At 68.6% G+C, this 16802-nt stretch carries 12 protein-coding genes; 6 read left to right on the top strand and 6 right to left on the bottom strand.

The window, feature by feature from the left end:
- The first annotated feature begins 93 nt into the window (after positions 1-93).
- The 5 genes from LL964_RS06085 (at position 94) to LL964_RS06065 (ending at position 5831) form a co-directional block, all read left to right on the top strand.
- The gene (locus LL964_RS06085; RefSeq protein WP_104587392.1) at positions 94-1827 is read left to right on the top strand and encodes an alkaline phosphatase family protein; all 1734 of its coding nucleotides are present in this window, start codon (positions 94-96) and stop codon (positions 1825-1827) included.
- 12 nt (positions 1828-1839) lie between these two features.
- Positions 1840-3144 (top strand): tRNA lysidine(34) synthetase TilS, encoded by a 1305-nt coding sequence (tilS, locus tag LL964_RS06080; RefSeq protein ID WP_104587391.1) that lies wholly within the window; start codon positions 1840-1842, stop codon positions 3142-3144.
- 31 nt (positions 3145-3175) lie between these two features.
- Positions 3176-3439 (top strand): exodeoxyribonuclease VII small subunit, encoded by a 264-nt coding sequence (locus tag LL964_RS06075; RefSeq protein ID WP_104587390.1) that lies wholly within the window; start codon positions 3176-3178, stop codon positions 3437-3439.
- Position 3440: 1 nt separating this feature from the next.
- Positions 3441-4316 carry a polyprenyl synthetase family protein gene (locus LL964_RS06070; protein WP_104587442.1) on the top strand — a complete coding sequence of 292 codons (876 nt, stop codon included), beginning with the start codon at positions 3441-3443 and terminating at the stop codon, positions 4314-4316.
- A gap of 426 nt (positions 4317-4742) precedes the next feature.
- Positions 4743-5831: a M35 family metalloendopeptidase gene (locus LL964_RS06065; protein ID WP_104587389.1), complete on the top strand. Its 1089-nt coding sequence runs from the start codon at positions 4743-4745 to the stop codon at positions 5829-5831.
- 69 nt (positions 5832-5900) lie between these two features.
- Here the strand turns inward: LL964_RS06065 and LL964_RS06060 are convergent, their stop codons facing one another.
- Together LL964_RS06060 and pmbA are read right to left on the bottom strand one after the other, a co-directional pair.
- Positions 5901-6290, bottom strand: a complete 390-nt coding sequence (locus LL964_RS06060; RefSeq protein WP_104587388.1) for a DUF4870 domain-containing protein — start codon at positions 6288-6290, stop codon at positions 5901-5903.
- Positions 6291-6649: 359 nt separating this feature from the next.
- Positions 6650-8017, bottom strand: a complete 1368-nt coding sequence (pmbA, locus tag LL964_RS06055) for a metalloprotease PmbA (RefSeq protein ID WP_104587441.1) — start codon at positions 8015-8017, stop codon at positions 6650-6652.
- Positions 8018-8272: 255 nt separating this feature from the next.
- On the opposite strand from pmbA, the gene yjgA reads away from it, so the two are divergent.
- Positions 8273-8854 (top strand): ribosome biogenesis factor YjgA, encoded by a 582-nt coding sequence (gene yjgA / locus LL964_RS06050; protein WP_104587387.1) that lies wholly within the window; start codon positions 8273-8275, stop codon positions 8852-8854.
- 151 nt (positions 8855-9005) lie between these two features.
- On the opposite strand, the gene tldD is transcribed toward yjgA, so the two are convergent.
- The 4 genes from tldD to LL964_RS06030 all read right to left on the bottom strand — a co-directional run bounded on the left by tldD (position 9006) and on the right by LL964_RS06030 (position 16687).
- The gene (gene tldD, locus LL964_RS06045) at positions 9006-10451 is read right to left on the bottom strand and encodes a metalloprotease TldD (protein ID WP_104587386.1); all 1446 of its coding nucleotides are present in this window, start codon (positions 10449-10451) and stop codon (positions 9006-9008) included.
- Between the two features lie 120 nt (positions 10452-10571).
- Positions 10572-14474, bottom strand: a complete 3903-nt coding sequence (locus LL964_RS06040; RefSeq protein ID WP_104587385.1) for a YhdP family protein — start codon at positions 14472-14474, stop codon at positions 10572-10574.
- A gap of 140 nt (positions 14475-14614) precedes the next feature.
- On the bottom strand, positions 14615-16114 hold the full coding sequence (gene rng, locus LL964_RS06035; RefSeq protein ID WP_104587384.1) for a ribonuclease G: 1500 nt from the start codon (positions 16112-16114) through the stop codon (positions 14615-14617).
- Positions 16115-16687: a Maf-like protein gene (locus LL964_RS06030; RefSeq protein ID WP_104587383.1), complete on the bottom strand. Its 573-nt coding sequence runs from the start codon at positions 16685-16687 to the stop codon at positions 16115-16117. It abuts the gene before it with no gap.
- Between the last annotated feature and the right edge of the window lie 115 nt (positions 16688-16802).

The raw sequence follows: 16802 nt of genomic DNA, 5'->3' as shown, positions 1-16802 counted from the left end.
GAGTGCATGCACCATATCGCAGGGCTGCGTTGCCCGCGAGGCCACGACTGGAACAGCGGCGTGCCATCGGTGCGACGGACGCGGGCCGGCATAATGGGCGTCGATTCAGCCACGAGTTCGAGACCGATGCGTTACCGCCTGCCTGCCCTCGCCGCCCTGACCACGCTGTGCATCGCCGCCTGCGCCTCCACTGCCGGCACCACCGTCCCTGCACCGGCCTCGGTCAAGGTGGAGGTGCCGTCGGTGACCCATCCGGCTGGCGAAACCCCGCAGTGGTGGTATCGCTCCGGCGCAGCGCGCGCCGCCGGCAACGGCGCGATGTCCGGCAAGGCACGCAACGTCATCCTGTTCCTTGGCGACGGCATGAGCCTGACCACGGTGGCGGCCGCACGCATTCTCGATGGCCAGCGCAAGGGCGGCCCCGGCGAAGAAAACCTGTTGTCATGGGAACAGTTCCCGGCCACCGCCTTCAGCAAGACCTACAACACCGATTCGCAGACACCCGATTCGGCCGGCACCATGACCGCGATCACTACCGGAGTGAAGTCGCACATGGGCGCGATCGGGGTCAGCAGCGGTCCGCGCAACGACTGTGCCGACAGCCTGGGCAAGGGCTTGCTGAGCTGGCTGCAGCTGGCCGACAGCGCCGGCATGGCCACCGGCATCGTCACCACCGCGCGGCTCACGCATGCCACCCCGGCGGCCACCTATGCGCACTCGCCGGATCGCAACTGGGAGAACGACACCGACCTGCCGGCAGCTGCGCGCGCAGCCGGCTGCCAGGACATCGCCCAGCAACTGCTGACCAGCGCCCGCTACGGGCGTGGGCCGCAGGTGGTGCTGGGCGGCGGCCGCAGCCAGTTCCAGACCGTGCAGGACCGCGACCCCGAATACGCCGGCAAGGCCGGCCGGCGCCTGGACGGGCGCGACCTGGTGGGCGAATGGAAACGCGCGCACCCGCAGGGCGCCTATGTCTGGAACCGCCAGCAGCTGCAGGCGGCAACCGACGCGCCTGCCTTGCTGGGGCTGTTCGAGCCCGATCACATGCAGTTCGATCACGACCGCAACCGCAGCCCACAGGGCGAGCCCAGCCTGACCGAGATGACCCGCACCGCGATCCGATCGCTGTCGCGCGATCCCAACGGCTTCGTGCTGATGGTCGAAGGCGGCCGTATCGATCACGCCAACCATGCCGGCAACGCCTATCGCGCGCTCGACGAAACCGTTTCGTTGTCCGACGCGGTGCGCGCCGCGGTGCAGACCGCGCCGCCGGACACCCTGATCGTCGTCACCGCCGACCACTCGCACACGCTCAACTTCGTCGGCTACCCGGTACGCGGCAATCCCATCCTGGGCAAGGTTCGCGGTGGCGGTGGCGAGGAAGGCGACCGCAGCCAACTGGCCACCGACATGGCCGGCCGCCCCTACACCACCCTGAGCTACGCCAACGGCCCTGGCTATACCGGCGCCAGCGACGCACAGCCGGCCGGCCCGAAGACCTTCCCGCACGACCCCGGCAGCAGCGAGCCCGCCACCGGCCGCCCCGACCTGACCCACGTGGACACCGAGTCGCCCAACTACATGCAGGAGTCGCTGGTGTCGACCAAGTCCGAAAGCCACGGCGGGGAAGACGTCGGCATCTGGGCCACCGGCCCGGGCAGCGCGGCCTTCCGCGGCACACTGGAAGAGAACGTGATCTACCACGTCATCGTGCAGGCCACCCCGCGGCTGCGCGCGCGCCTGTGCAAGGCCGGTACCTGCGACCGTGCTGGCGTGCCGGTGGAACTGCCCAGGCCGGCCAGTTTCGAGGCTGCGGCCGGACGCTGATGGGCCGCAGCCGTGCCGATCGATACGCCGCTCCTGCTGCCCTCCCCCCCGCCTGGTCCGGTGCTGATCGCTTACAGCGGCGGAATGGACTCGAGCGTGCTGCTGCACCTGATGGCGGCGATACCGGGCTACCGCCACGCCGGACTGCGTGCGCTGCACGTGCATCACGGCCTGCATGCCGACGCCGATGCGTGGGCCGCGCACTGCCAATGCACATGCGATGCCTTGCAGGTGCCGTTGCGGATCGTGCAGGTACAGGTCGCACGCGATAGCGGCCTTGGACTGGAGGCGGCAGCACGCGAAGCGCGCCACACTGCGTTCGCGGGCGCACTTGCCGCTGGCGAATGGCTGGCGCTGGCGCAGCATCGCGACGACCAGGCCGAGACCTTCCTGCTGCGCGCACTGCGTGCCTCCGGGCCGGACGGGCTGGCCGCCATGCGCGGCCAGCGTCCCTTCGCGCACGGCACCTTGTGGCGCCCGCTGCTGAGCCGGGCGCGTGCCGAGCTCCTGGCGTACGCGCACGCCCATGGTCTGCAGTGGATCGAGGATCCCAGCAACGCCGACGCGCGCCACGACCGCAACTTTCTGCGCCACCACGTCCTGCCGCTGCTGTCGCAACGCTGGCCACAGGCATCCGCGGCGCTGGCGCGCAGCGCACACTTGAGCGCAGAGGCCGCAGAGGTGTTGCTGCACGACGAACTGGCGCTGCTGCCCAGCCTGTGCGCAGCGGACGGCGCGCTGGATCTGCGGCTGCTGCGTGCGCAGCCGGTCGCACGGCAGCCGCGGCTGTTGCGCGCCTGGGTCGGCGCGACCGGCGCGCCGGCGCTCCCCGCGCACGGCGTGGCTGCGCTGGAGCGGGAAATCGATCTGCATGCGCCGGATCGCGAGGCCTGCTTCGCCTGGCAACAGGTCGAAGTGCGGCGCTGGAGGCAATCCCTGTATCTGCACCGCCCCGCACCCGCCTGGCCGCCGCAATGGACTGCGCAGTGGGATGGCGTGCATCCCTTGCAGCTGCCCGATGGCGCGCAGCTGCAGTTGCATGGCTCGCCGGGCTTGGGTTTCGTCCGCCCGATGCAGGTGCGTGCCCGCCAGGGCGGCGAACGCATCGTGCTACCACGGCGCGGCCATTCGCATCGGCTCAAGCACCTGCTGCAGGATCTGGACCTGCCCCCCTGGAAGCGCGATCGCCTGCCGGTCCTGTGGGCCGACAGGCAGGTGATGGCCGCCGGCGACCGCATCGTTTCGGCCTCCTTGCACGACTGGCTGCAGACCCATCGCGCCAGCCTGCGATGGCGGGCGAGCGACCAGGCGAATTGACCGGCCTGCCCGCGCCCCGCACACTTCCACGATGGCCAAGAAGTCCTTGAACGAAACCTCTCCGGTTGCCCGCTTCGAACAGTCGCTGGAAGAACTCGAGCAACTGGTGCAGAAGATGGAAGTCGGCGACCTGAGTCTGGAGCAGTCGCTCAGCGCCTACGAACGTGGCATCGGCCTGTACCGCGATTGCCAGCAGGCGCTGGAACAGGCCGAACTGCGGGTGCGTCTGTTGACCGACCCGGCGCGCCCCGAACTCGCCGAAGCCTTCGAACCGCCCATGCCGGATGCCGGCTGAGGTGGGTTCGGCCCTGTTCGACCACTGGATCGCTCGCACCGAGCGCGGCCTCGACGCATGCCTGCCGGATGCCGCGCTGGCGCCGCAACGCCTGCACGCAGCGATGCGGCATGCCGTACTGGGCGGTGGCAAGCGCATGCGGCCGCTGCTGGTGTACGCCAGCGGCGCGCTGTTCGGCGCCGCCGACGACCTGCTCGATCTTCCGGCGGTGGCGGTGGAGCTGATCCACGCCTATTCGCTGGTGCACGACGACCTGCCGGCGATGGACGACGATGCCCTGCGACGTGGCCGGCCCACCGTACACATCGCCTTCGACGAAGCCACCGCCATCCTGGCCGGCGATGCGCTGCAGACCCGTGCCTTCGAGCTGTTGGCCGACTCGCAGGCGAGCGCCGACCTGCGCGTGGCCTGGTTGAACAGTCTGGCCATTGCCGCAGGCGCTGGCGGCATGTGCGGCGGCCAGGCGCTGGACATCGACGCCACCGGCCAGTTGCAATCGCTGCACGACCTGCAGCGCATGCATGCGCTCAAGACCGGCGCATTGATCCGCGCCGCCGTCCGCATGGGCGCACTGGCCGGCGCTGCCGCGCCAGCGGATCTGCAACGCCTGGACGACTTCGCCGATGCCTTGGGCCTGGCGTTCCAGGTCCGCGACGACATCCTGGATGTGGAATCGAACTCGGCGCAATTGGGCAAGACCGCAGGCAAGGACCGCGCGCAGGCCAAATCCACCTACCCCGCCCTGCTCGGCATGGAAGGCGCCAAGGCCAAGCTGGCCGAGTTGGCCGCGCGCATGCACGACGTCCTGCAGCCCTACGGCCAGCGGGCCGACACGTTGGCGACGCTGGGCCGGTTCGCGGTGGACCGCGCGCACTAGTGGACCGCGCGTACCACGCGCCAAGGCGCGTCTGGCACGCACTGCAATGCCCACTTGGCCGACATTCGCCATTCGGCGCGCGCACCTGCAATGACCATCGTGGCTTGCCTCACTGCGCGTTCGCGCACTCCGTGCGCCAGCGCACGGTGCGCGGCTCCTGAGAACGCGCGCAACCCGCGCCGCTTGTCACAAAACGTAACTTTCACGGCCGCGCTTTGTGTCACGCGATGCCACGCGCGCCGATGCCATGCATGATCTGGCGCACGCTTTATTGCTGAATAATCAACGTCAGTAGCACGCCGACCCGCAACCGGCTCTATTAACTACTGAAGTATCGGTAATCGAAAGACTTGTCGCGTCTGCTCGCTCTGCCTAGGTTTGGTTCGCCCGCATTCGCGGGCATCCCCCGACCAAGGAGAGTCACTGGTGAAGAACGTTTTTCTCGCATCGTTTGCAGCAGGTACGCTGGCTGTCGTCGGCGTACTCGGTTCGGCGCAGGCTCAGTCCCTGCGCGGACCGGTTCCGTTGACCATCGAACTGGCACCGGTGGCCGACCAGGCCGGGCGGCATCAGGGCAGGATCGCCGTCACCGTCACCAACAACGGCAGCCAGGTCGCCCGCGTGCCGACCTATCAATTGCCGTTGAAGTCGCTCGATAACGGCATTCTGGAGGTCAGTCGTGAGGGCGCTCCCGTGAACTTCACCGGGCGCCTGGTCAAGCGGGGTCTGCCCAAGGCCGCAGATTTCACCATTCTGCAGCCTGGCCAGAGCATCAAGGCAGAGGTGGATCTCGCCAGCGCCTACGATCTGTCCACCAGCGGCAACTACACCATCCAGGTGCGCTCGTCGCTGCAGTACGCCTCGCTGTCCGACGGCAGCCTGATGAAGGCCGCCAATGGCCAACCGGCCGTGGCGACCAGCACCCCGCTCACCGTCTGGCTGGATGGCGTCAACCGCGGCGTACAGCGTCAGATGGCCATCGGCCCGACTGCCGTGGTCAACGGCATCAACTACCTCAACTGCAGCACCACCCGCACCAACCAGGCCGCCAGCGCCGTCACTGCGGCCCGCAACTACTCGCAGAACGCGCGCACCTACCTCAACGGCGGCAGCACCGGCGCGCGCTACACCACCTGGTTCGGCGCCTACAATGCGGCGCGCTATAGCAGGGTCAGCTCGAACTTCGTCAACATCGACAACGCGCTGGACCAGAACAACGGCCAGATCACCATCAACTGCGATTGCAACGACAGCGCGTTCGCCTACGTCTACGCCAATGCACCGTACGAAATCTACGTCTGCAACGCGTTCTGGAGTGCGGCGACAACCGGTACCGACTCCAAGGCCGGGACCCTGGTGCACGAGATGAGCCACTTCACCGTGGTGGCCGGGACCCAGGATCGGGTCTACGGGCAGGCGGGCGCACGCAACCTGGCCCGCACCAACCCGGCCCAGGCCATCACCAACGCCGACAGCCACGAGTACTTCGCCGAGAACACCCCGGCACAGAACTGATCACGGCATCGCCTGAAACGACAAAGGCCCGGCATCGCTGCCGGGCCTTTGTCGTTGGCACCGCGCCGATTACTTGATCAGGCGCAGCGTGAACGGGTAACGGTAATGCTCGCCATTGTTGGCCTTGACCGCAGCCACGATGCAGAACACCACGCTGGCGATCCATACGAGCGTGGGCAGAAAGAACAACGCACCGAAGGTCACCGTGGCCAGGACCACCGCCACGATCATGGCCAGTGTCACCGTGATCTGGAAGTTCAACGCTTCCTTGGCCTGATCGGTGGCGAAGGGCTTGGAAGGACTGGCGTCCTTGCTGATCAACCAGACCACCAAGGCTCCGATGAAGTAGGTAAGCGTGCCCAGCAGGTGAGCGACCAGCGCCAGCGTACGCTCGGCGGGCGGTGCGCTGCTGCCGATCGGCGGCGGCGGCGGTGCGGCATGTGTATCGAATTCGCTCATCTGTCTCCCCAAACACGATTGTGGTGCGGCGGACTATAACAACGATTCATCCAGCGACCAGTGCGCAAAGCCATGGTGCCGGCGCAACTGATCAGGCCCGCTACCGGCAAGTCCTCGCCAGGGGCCCATCGGCACCGTGCGCCATCGCGCCGGCATGAAGAAGGCGTGGATCGGCGCATCCGGGCAGGGGCAGCGACCGTCCCGTCGCAGCCGCGCGCCGGCAGCGCGGCCACGGGCACTCGCGTGCAGGCATGTGTGTCGCCGCAACTGCGGCGACACGGGTACGCGGCCGCAGCACTCACCGTGCGTCGATAGCGAGCCCGTCGCGTCGGTTCGGAGCGACCCGACAGGAGCGTGGCTCAGCGATCGCCGGCCACGGTCATGCGGTTGACCAGCACCGAGCCGATCTTGACGTGCGAGCGCGCATCCACGTCGCTACCCACCGCTTCGATGCCGGCGAACATGTCGCGCAGGTTGCCGGCGATGGTCAGCCCGTCCACCGGATAGGCGATGGCTCCGTTCTCGATCCAGAACCCGCCGGCGCCGCGCGAGTAATCGCCCGTGACCGGGTTGACGCCGTTGCCCATCAATTCGGTGACCAGCAGACCGCGCGACATGCCGGCGATGATCGACGCAAGATCGCCCGCGTTGGCGGCAACCTGCAGGTTGTGCACGCCGCCGGCATTGGCGGTGGTCTGCAGGCCCAGCTTGCGCGCCGAGTAGCTGCCCAGCACGTAGCGCTGCAGTACGCCGTCGGTGATCAATGCCGAACGTCGGGTGGCCACGCCCTCGGCATCGAAGGCGGCCGAGCGCAGTCCACGCCGCAGATGCGGCAACTCCTCGATGTTGAACCAGTCGGGAAACAACCGGGTGCCGACGCTGTCGAGCAGGAAGCTGGCGCGTCGATACAGCGCGCCGCCGGAGACCGCGCCCAACAGATGCCCCACCAGCGAACGTGCCAGCTCCGGCGCGAACAGCACCGGCAATGGGCCGGTGGGCAGCGAACGCGGCTGCAACCGCGCCACGGTGCGCTCGGCGGCATGACGGCCGATCGCGTCGGGCGCCTCCAGGTCTTCGCGCGCCAGCGCGCTGCTGTACCAGCCATCGCGCTGCATGCCATCGCCGTGCCCGGCGATCAGCGCGCAGCTGATCGAATGGTGGGTACCGCGCTCGCGCCCGACAAAGCCATGCGAATTGGCGTACACCGACAGGCTGAGCCCGGTACTGGCCGAGGCACCGTCGGAATTGCTGATGCGTACGTCCGCCTCGCGGCCGGCGGTCTCGCAGGCCAGCGCCAGATCCACTGCGGTATCGGCATCCAGCGCCCATGGGTGCCAGCTGTCCAGTTCGGGGAAGTCGTGCGCCATCAGCTCCGGGTCGGCCAGGCCGGAAGCCGGATCGTCCTCGGTGTAACGCGCGATCGCGCAGGCCTGCGCCACGGTGGCCTCCAGGCTGGCATCCTGCAGGTCGGCGGTGCTGGCGCTGCCCTTGCGCTTGCCGAAGTACACCGTCACCGCAATGCCGCGGTCGCGGGTGGATTCGACCGTTTCCACCTCGCCCAGACGCACATTCACGTCCAGGCCACGCTCTTCGCTGCAGCTCACCTCGGCCTGGGTGGCGCCAGCGGCACGGGCGCGTTCGAGCAGGCGCTGGGCGATGTCGGTCAGCGCATCGAGGCGCTGCAGGCTGTCGTCGGTGGCACGGGTTTCGGGGGAGAGTGCGTTCAATGCTTTATCCTTTGGACGCGGATCCTTCCGCAAGAACCCGGCCATCCATGGCCGGACTGTTGAATTGGGACGCGGATCCTTCCGCAAGAATCCGGCCCTCCATGGCCGGACTGTTGGATTGGGATGCGGATCCTTCCGCAAGAATCCGGGCCCTCCATGGCCGGACTGTTTGAATGGGATGCGGATCCTGCCGCAGGGAATCCGGCCATCGGTGGCCGGAGATTTTTATCAACCACGTTTCGGGATGTAGTGGCAATGCGCGGACGCGATGAAGAAACCGGTGAATTCCGCGGCGCCAGCCGCAGCCAGCAGCGGCGCGAAGCGCTCGAAGTTCTCGAGCTCGGCGAAAAGCTGGTTTCGCTGACCCCGGCGCAGCTGGCCAAACTGCCGGTGCCGGAAGCGCTGATCCCGCATATCGAGGAGAGCAAGCGCATCACCTCGCACATCGCGCACAAGCGGCAGCTGGCGTTTCTGGCCAAGCACATGCGCCGCGAGGACGACGAGACGCTGGCAGCCATCCGCGATGCGCTGGATGCCAACAGCGACACGGCGCGGCGCGAAGTTGCCGCCATGCATCGCGTCGAGCGTTGGCGCGAACGCTTGCTGGCCGAAGGCGATACGGCGCTGGCCGAACTGCTGGAAGCCTACCCGGCCGCAGACCGCCAGCAGCTGCGCCAGCTGGTGCGCAACGCGATCCACGAGCGCACCAAGAACAAGCCCCCGCGCGCCTACCGCGAGCTGTTCCAGGTACTGCGCGAGTTGTCTCAAGAGCCGGGATTGGAGAGTGGGGATTCGGGATTGGAAGGCGGCGAATCGGCGCCGGAGGGCGACGAATAAGGATCCGCCGGGTCCAGCCAGCCCCGCAACGGCCATCCCGGCCGTTGCCAATCCCAACTCCCGGCTTCCGGATCCACCCAAGCGGAACCCATCAGGCCCCGCGCATCCCGCTGTTGCGATTCCCAAATCCCGATTCCCGAATCCCCGCATCTCAGGCCTGCGTCCCGCCCACCGTGATGCCGTCGATCAGGAGTGATGGCTGACCGACACCGACCGGCACGCTCTGCCCGTCCTTGCCGCAGACGCCCACACCCTCGTCCAGCGCCAGATCGTTGCCGATCATGCGCACCTTCTGCATGGTCTCCGGCCCGTTGCCGATCAGGGTGGCGCCCTTGACCGGCGCGGTCACTTTGCCGTCCTCGATCAGGTAGGCCTCGGTGGCCGAGAACACGTACTTTCCGCTGGTGATGTCGACCTGACCGCCACCGAAGTTCACCGCATAGATGCCCTTCTTGACCGAGCGGATCATCTCTTCGGGATCGTGCTGCCCGGCACGCATGTAGGTATTGGTCATGCGCGGCATGGTCAGATGCGCGAACGATTCGCGACGGCCGTTGCCGGTGGGTGCCACGCCCATCAGGCGCGCGTTGTGGCTATCCTGCATGTAACCCACCAGCACGCCGTCCTCGATCAGGGTGGTGCACTGGCTGGGCGTGCCTTCGTCGTCGATGTTGAGCGAGCCACGGCGCCCGTCGAGCGTGCCATCGTCGACGATGGTCACCCCCGGCGAGGCCACGCGCTCGCCGATGCGTCCGGCATAGACGCTGGTGCCCTTGCGGTTGAAGTCGCCTTCCAGCCCATGGCCGACCGCCTCGTGCAACAGCACGCCGGGCCAGCCCGGGCCGAGTACCACCGGCATCACGCCGGCTGGGGCCGGAATCGCCTCCAGGTTGACCAGCGCCTGGCGTAGCGCCTCGCGCGCAAAGCCCTCAGGGCGGCCGTCGGCGAACAGGTCGGCATAGCCGTAACGGCCGCCGCCGCCGGCGTAGCCGGACTCGCGGCGGCCATTGTGCTCGACGATGACCTGCACGTTCAGGCGCACCAGCGGGCGCACATCGGCTGCCAGCACGCCATCGCTGCGTGCGATCAGCACCGTGTCCACGCCACCGGACAGGCTCACCATCACCTGTTTGACGCGCGAATCGGCGCCACGCAGGAACTGGTCGATGCGACGCAGCAGCTCCACTTTGGTGGCGCTGTCCATGTCGTCGATCGGGTCGGTGGCCGGGTACAGCGCGCGGCCATTGCCACGCACCAGCGTGCGGCTGGCCTGCGCGCCGCCATCGCGCGAGATCGCGCGCGCCGATTGCGCCGCTTCCAGCAGCGTCTCGCGCTGGATATCGTCGGAGTACGCAAAGCCGGTCTTTTCGCCGGCGATCGCGCGCACGCCCACGCCTTGTTCGATGGAGTGCGCACCGTCCTTGACGATGCCGTCTTCCACGCTCCAGCTCTCGCGCCGCGAGTGCTGGAAATACAGGTCGCCGAAGTCGATGCCCGGGCCCAGCAGGGCGCCGAAGGTGCGGTCCAGATGGCCGGCGTCCAGGCCGGAGGGAAGCAGCAGCCGGGTTTCGGCCAGAGTGAGAGCGTTGTCGGTCATGCGGTCAGGATGGGGCCCGCGCGCCGGGGAGACAAGTCGTGCGGCTGAATCGGCGGCGCGGCGATCACTGCTCGCGCGGTCCGTGCGCGCCGGCGGCCATGAGGCTGCGGCATGCGCGGGTCAGCGTGGTGGTACGGCAGGCCTGCCGGTGGGCGCCGGCTTGCTCGGCGCACGCTCGCGTTCGCGCTCGACCACGTCCACCTGCGGGTCCTTCCATGGCCCGGTGACGTGGTAGGTCTTGGCACCGATCGCGCCCAGCGGCTTGCCCAGCACGGCATTGGCGGCCGCACCCACGGCCGCGCCCACCGGCCCGCCCGCCACCGCGCCGACCACGGCCAGCAGGTTGCCGGCCTTGGGATTGACGTCCACGGTCTGGTCGAAGGTCTGCGCGCGCAGATCGGTCTGGCCACGGATGGCGATATCGGCGGCCGGGCCGGCGATGCGGATCGCATCGGTCCGTGCGAAGCCGTCGCCGAAGCGCACCTCGCCGCCCAGTGTGTTGAACGCCAGGCCCTTGGAGAAGAAGTCGCGGAAATCGAACATCAGCCGGCGCGGCAGCTGCGCCACGCTGAGCAGCCCCAGCACACGGCCGGCGCCGGGTTCCACCTCGAGCAGCTGACCGTTACGGACATCGACCTTCAGATTGCCTTCCAGCGAGCCCAGCGCAAAACCGGTCGGCGAGCCCTGCCAGCCGGCATTGAGTTCCAGCTGCCCCTCGCCACCGCGCAACTGGCCGCCCAGGGTGAGGTTCTGCAGCAGGTTGCCCAGGTTGCGGCTATCCACCCGCGCCGACAGCCGCGTGCTGGCCGCCTCGCCCTTGCCGCGCCAGGCCCCGGTCAGGCCGATGCTCTGATCGTTCGAACGCAGCTGCAATTGATCCACCTGCATGCCGTCGGTGAGCCGGCTGCTGCGCAGGGTGGCGGCGCCCAGGGTCATCTTGCCCACCTGCAGGTCGTCGATATCCAGCGCCAGTGGCGGGATCGACACCGAGTCGAAGTCGGCCACCGCACGCCGCGCCGGTTCCGGCAACGCACCGGCCAGCGGGTCGCCGGGCTCGGGCACCGCGGGCATCGGCGCCTCCGCCACCGGCTGCCAGTGGACGGTGGTGAGCTTGCCCTGCACCACCCCGCCCTCCAGATTGGGCACGCTGAGCTGGCCGGCCAGGGACGGGCCGTTCAGGGTCACCGCCACGGAATCGCGGGTCGGGCGCAGACGCAGCCGGGTCTGCGGGAACACCCCGCCGATCATCAGCAGCCTGTCGGCCTGCACGTCCACCTGCTGCAGCGGCAGGGCGTCCTTTTTCGGCGTTGCCGGCTGACCCGGCAGCGGCGGCATCTCCGGGTCGCTGCCGCTGCGCGCCAGGCCGATCCAGTCGATCGCATCCAGCGACGCCGTGCGGCCGGTCACCACCAAGCCGTTGGCGGGCGGGCGCTCGGTCACCGTATCGGTCCCCATCACCACGCGCACGCCGGTCTGCCCGCCCTGGCTGCTGGCCTTGAGTGCCACCAGCTTGCCGAAGGCCACGTCGATATCGCCGTCGCCGACCGGCAGGGCCACCTTGACCTGGGTGTCCAACGGCCGGGGCGCGGGTTTGTCCAGCGGCGCCGGCAGATCCAGCGTGGTGCCGACCAGATCCGAGCGCAGGGTCAGCAGCGCCTGCGCCTCGGACTGGCCTGGCGTCGGTAGCGGCACATCCACGCCCACCTGCCACGGCGCGCTGCCATGCACATAGGGGCGCAGCCATGCCATCTGCGGCGCGCGGTCAAACAGTTCCCTGGCATCCAGGGTGGCCTTGAGCCGCGCTTCGAATGCCTGCCCGGGATCCTCCACGAACGCGCCCGCACGCAACGCCAGCTCACCGCTGCGGCCCTGGTGCTGCACGCTCAACTGCTCGGCCGCAAAGCCGGTATCGCGGTAGGTGGTCTGCCCGCTGACCTGGTCGAAGGCCAGGTTCCAGCGTGCATCGGCCAGTCTGGCGCCCTGCAGTGCGACCGTACCCTGCAGGTGACCGCCCACGCCTTGCGTGCGCAGGGGGCGCAACAGATCGAAGCTCACCGCGGCCGGGCCGGAGACGGTGAGATTGCGCAAGGTGTCGCCATAGCGACGTTCCAACGGGCTCTGCCGCAACATGCCCAACAGTTGCGCGGCGTCGGCGCGGGTGGAGGCGCGCACGTAGAGCTCGGAGGTGGCGAAACTGGGGATGCCCGCCTCCATCTGGGCGATCGGGGTGCCAGCGAGGTCGCCCTGGCCCTGCAGCGAGAAGCCGTTGCCGATGAAGCTCAGGTCGGCCTGCACCTGTTGCATCGCCGGCCAGTCCGGCTGGAAGCGGATCACGCCATCGCGGATGTGGCCAAAGGCCTCGAAACGCCCGTCGTTGTTGTCGAACGGCCAGTCGTCCAGATCGCCGCTGACCAGCCCGGTGCCGCCAGCGACCACGCCGCCGGCCACCGCCATGTCCAGCCAGTCGATGGCCGCCTTGCTCATCTTCGAGCGGATCCAGAACTTGCGCGCCACCGGCAGCGCCACATCGTCGAGCTGCGCGGCCAGCTGCATGCGCGGGCGGCTGCCGTCGTTCTGGAACCACAGGCCCCCGCGCACGTTGGCGCCGTAGTCGCTGGCCTGCACGCGCAGGGCCGGGGTGGCGACCTGCCAGCCGGCGCCTTCGCGCCAGCCGACGATCTTGCCGGCCAGCCGGATCTGGTGCACCACGCCGAAGCCGGTCGGCCAATCGAAGCGCACCGTGGCATCGGCGGCGGTTTCCAGTTCGCCGCCCTGCGCGTCGCCATCGACGCGACCGCGCAGGCCGCTGATGCCCGGCGCATTGCCGACCGGCAGGAAACCGAGGTCGTCGATGCGGCCCTGCGCGCGCACCGGGCCGTCCCGCTCGCCGGCGATCTGCAGGTCGGCGACCCGCAGCTGCGGCCTGGACAGGGTCAGCCAGCGCCGCAGGCCCGGCGACATCTGGTCGCTGAGGGCGGCGGCGGCGATCAGGCCGGACACATCCGCCTGCCGGGCGGTCACCGCATAGCGACGCCCACCGGCGATGCTCAGGCCGTCCAGCCGCTGCGGCGTCGCTGCATCGCCCAGCCGCAGCACCGGCACATCCAGCCGCCAACCGCCGTCGATGCTCTGCCAGCGCGCGCGCGCCTGCAGCCGTTCCCAGCGCAGCGTGCGTCGGGCGGTCTCGTCCGGCAAGGCGGCACCGGACAGTTGCAGTTGGGTGAGGTCGGTGTCCACGATCACCTCGGCAACGCGGCGTGCGCGCAGCCGTGCCCAGGCCTGCAGCCGGCCGCCGGCACCTTCGACACGCATGCCGCCGACCTGCAGCAACGGCGCCCATGCCGACAGATCGGCCGGATCGGCCTTCGCGTACGCATTGCCATCCCCGCTCTCGCGGTCGAATTCCAGCACCGCGGTCAGCGGTGCGTGCCCGAGATCGATCCAGCTGCGGCTGCCTACCTGCACGGTCGAACCGCTGACGCGCAGACGCAGGTCGATGCGCGGCAGCGTGGTCTCCACCCCGATCGACGGCGCCCGCACCTGCAGGCGCGCTTCGGCCACCTGGATCTCGCCCAGGCGACGTAGCGCCTCCAGCGGATCGGAGCCCTTGCCGCTCGGCAGCCCCTGCACCGACCAGACGCCGTCGTCGCTGCGCTGCAGGGTCAGCGCCAGCCCCCGCAGGCGCACTTCGGTCAACGAATGCCCCGGCAGCAGGCCCGCATACATCGCCAGCAGGATCTCCGCCTGCCCCACCCGCACCTCGCCATGGGGCCCGATACGCAGCCCGTCCAGCCGCAGCAGCGGACCGCGGCGTGTCCATTCGGTGTCCAGGCGATCGAAGGCGATCGGCTGCCCCGCGCGCTGGCTCAGCCAGTCGGCGACCTGCTGTGGCCGCTGTTCGGCCAGCGGCAACACCTGGCTGACCGCGCCCACCAGCAACGCGATCGCCACCACCGCCAGCGCGGCGGCAGTGATCGCATAGCGGCGGAACAGGCGGAGGCGACGGCGCAACGGGGTGGGCATCAGGGGCGGGGACTGGGCATTGGAGATTCGGGTTTGGTTACAGCGTGTCCGAGCACGGTAACGTCAACGCTCCTGCTGGCCGCACATCATGGCGGCGCCGGCTTTTACAAATCCCGAATCCCGACTCCCCAATCCCGGCCTCACAGCAACACCACATCGAACTGCTCCTGCAGATACTGGTCGTCGGACTGGAAGCGGATGCTCTTGCCGAGGAACTCTTCGAGCTCGGCCACTGCCGCCGATTCCTCGTCGGTGATGCGCGCCACCACCTTGGACGAGGCGATCACCAGCAGCCGGGCGGCGTCGAACTGGCGCACTGCGCGGGTGATCTCGCGGAAGATCTCGTAGGTCACCGTCTCGGCGGTCTTGATGGTGCCGCGCCCGCCGCAGTGGCCGCAGGTTTCCGACAGCTGCCGCTCCAGGCTTTCGACCGTGCGCTTGCGGGTCATCTCTACCAGACCCAGCGGCGAGAACTCGTACACGGTGGTCTTGGCGTGGTCGCGCGCCAGCGCCTTTTCCAGGGTGCGCAGCACCTGGCGGCGATGCTCCGCATCGTCCATGTCGATGAAGTCGATGATGATGATGCCGCCCAGATTGCGCAGCCGCAGTTGCCGCGCCACCGCCTGCGCCGCTTCCAGGTTGGTACGGAACACGGTTTCTTCCAGATTGCGCTGCCCCACGAACGAGCCGGTATTGACGTCGATGGTGGTCATCGCCTCGGTCTGGTCGATCACCAGATAGCCGCCGGACTTCAGCGGCACCTGCTTGTTCAGTGCACGCCCGATCTCGTCCTCGACACCGTACAGGTCGAAGATCGGCCGGTCGCCGGTGTACAGCTCCAGGCGCTCGGCCAGCACCGGCATGTACTTGGCCACGAACGCCTGCAACTGCACGAAGGTCTCGTTGGAATCGACCTTGACCTTTTCCACGTCGCGGCGGATCAGGTCGCGCACCGCACGCAGCGGCAGGCTCAGGTCTTCGTAGATGATGCTGCACGGCTGGCCTTCGCGGCCGCGTCGCTCGACCACGTTCCAGACCCGCGACAGATAGGCGATGTCCTCGGCCAGCGCTTCGGCCGGCTGGCCCTCGGCGTTGGTGCGGATGATGTAGCCGAAGCCGCCGTGCTGGGCCGAGACCTCGCTGACGATGGTCTTCAGGCGCAACCGCTCCGCCTCGTCCTCGATCCGCGCCGAAACCCCCACGACCTTGGACTGCGGCAGCAGCACCAGATAGCGCGATGGGATGCTGATCTGGGTGGTCAGGCGCGCACCCTTGGTGCCGATCGGATCCTTGACCACCTGCACCACGATGTCCTGGCCATCGCGCAACAGTTCGACAATGGGCACCGACGTCGCCGGCGGTGGCGGGAGCGGGGTTTCCTCGGTGTCGACCACGCTTGCCGGTGCCGGCACCGGCCGCACCACGTCGTTGGCGTGCAGGAACGCAGCCCGCTCCAGCCCCACTTCGACGAAGGCCGCCTGCATGCCCGGCATCACCCGCTGCACCTTGCCCTTGTAGATGTTGCCGACCACGCCCCGGCGCCAGCCGCGCTCGATATGCAGTTCCTGCAGCATGCCGTTCTCGATCACCGCCACGCGAGTCTCGCGCGGGGTGACGTTGACCAAAATCTCTTCCGACATCTAATGCGCTCCGAAGGCTGTGAGCAACTGCGAGGTGTGAAACAACGGCAATCCCATCACGCCGGAGTAGCTACCGGACAGATGGGTGATGAAGCCTTCCGCACGGCCCTGGATCGCGTACGCGCCGGCCTTGCCCATCGGCTCGCCACAGGCCGCGTATGCAGCGATCTGCGCGTCGTCCAGCATGGCGAAGGTCACCTCCGACACCACCAACGCCTGCGCCGGGGCGCGCTGTGCGCAGACTAGGACCACCGCCGTGAGTACCTGGTGGGTGCGCCCGGACAACATGCGCAGCATGGCGATCGCATCGTCCACATCGGCCGGCTTGCCGAACACCCGATCGCCCAGCACCACTTCGGTATCGGAGCCCAGCACGATCGCATCGGGGTCGCGGGCCTGCACCTGCGCAAGGCCGAAACGCGCCTTGTCCAGCGCCACGCGCTGCACATACTGGTCAGGCGATTCGCCCGGCGCGCGCAGCTCGGGCACGTCCAGTTCCAGGGTATGGAAAGGCACGTCGAGACGCTGCAGGAGTTCTTGTCGGCGTGGCGAACGGGAGGCGAGATAGAGCATCCGCCCAGCATACCTGTTGCCCGCACTCGCCCGCTCGCTTCGCGGACGCGCAGCGCGGCCGGCCCGGGTCCGACTCACAACATGTTCATCGATGCCCCAACACGCTCGTGACACA

The organism is Xanthomonas melonis (genome assembly GCF_020783655.1).
Lineage (GTDB): Bacteria > Pseudomonadota > Gammaproteobacteria > Xanthomonadales > Xanthomonadaceae > Xanthomonas > Xanthomonas melonis.
The sequence above is the reverse complement of the archived record's forward strand: the minus strand, read 5'-3'. Positions and strand labels throughout refer to the sequence as shown.

Bases quoted from the DNA above. Each gene is read 5' to 3' on its own strand.
- LL964_RS06085 (WP_104587392.1), top strand. From the start codon at position 94: ATGGGCGTCGATTCAGCCACGAGTTCGAGACCGATGCGTTACCGCCTG.
- LL964_RS06075 (WP_104587390.1), top strand. From the start codon at position 3,176: ATGGCCAAGAAGTCCTTGAACGAAACCTCTCCGGTTGCCCGCTTCGAA.
- LL964_RS06060 (WP_104587388.1), bottom strand. From the start codon at position 6,290: ATGAGCGAATTCGATACACATGCCGCACCGCCGCCGCCGCCGATCGGC.
- yjgA (WP_104587387.1), top strand. From the start codon at position 8,273: ATGCGCGGACGCGATGAAGAAACCGGTGAATTCCGCGGCGCCAGCCGC.
- tldD (WP_104587386.1), bottom strand. From the start codon at position 10,451: ATGACCGACAACGCTCTCACTCTGGCCGAAACCCGGCTGCTGCTTCCC.
- LL964_RS06040 (WP_104587385.1), bottom strand. From the start codon at position 14,474: ATGCCCACCCCGTTGCGCCGTCGCCTCCGCCTGTTCCGCCGCTATGCG.
- rng (WP_104587384.1), bottom strand. From the start codon at position 16,114: ATGTCGGAAGAGATTTTGGTCAACGTCACCCCGCGCGAGACTCGCGTG.
- LL964_RS06030 (WP_104587383.1), bottom strand. From the start codon at position 16,687: ATGCTCTATCTCGCCTCCCGTTCGCCACGCCGACAAGAACTCCTGCAG.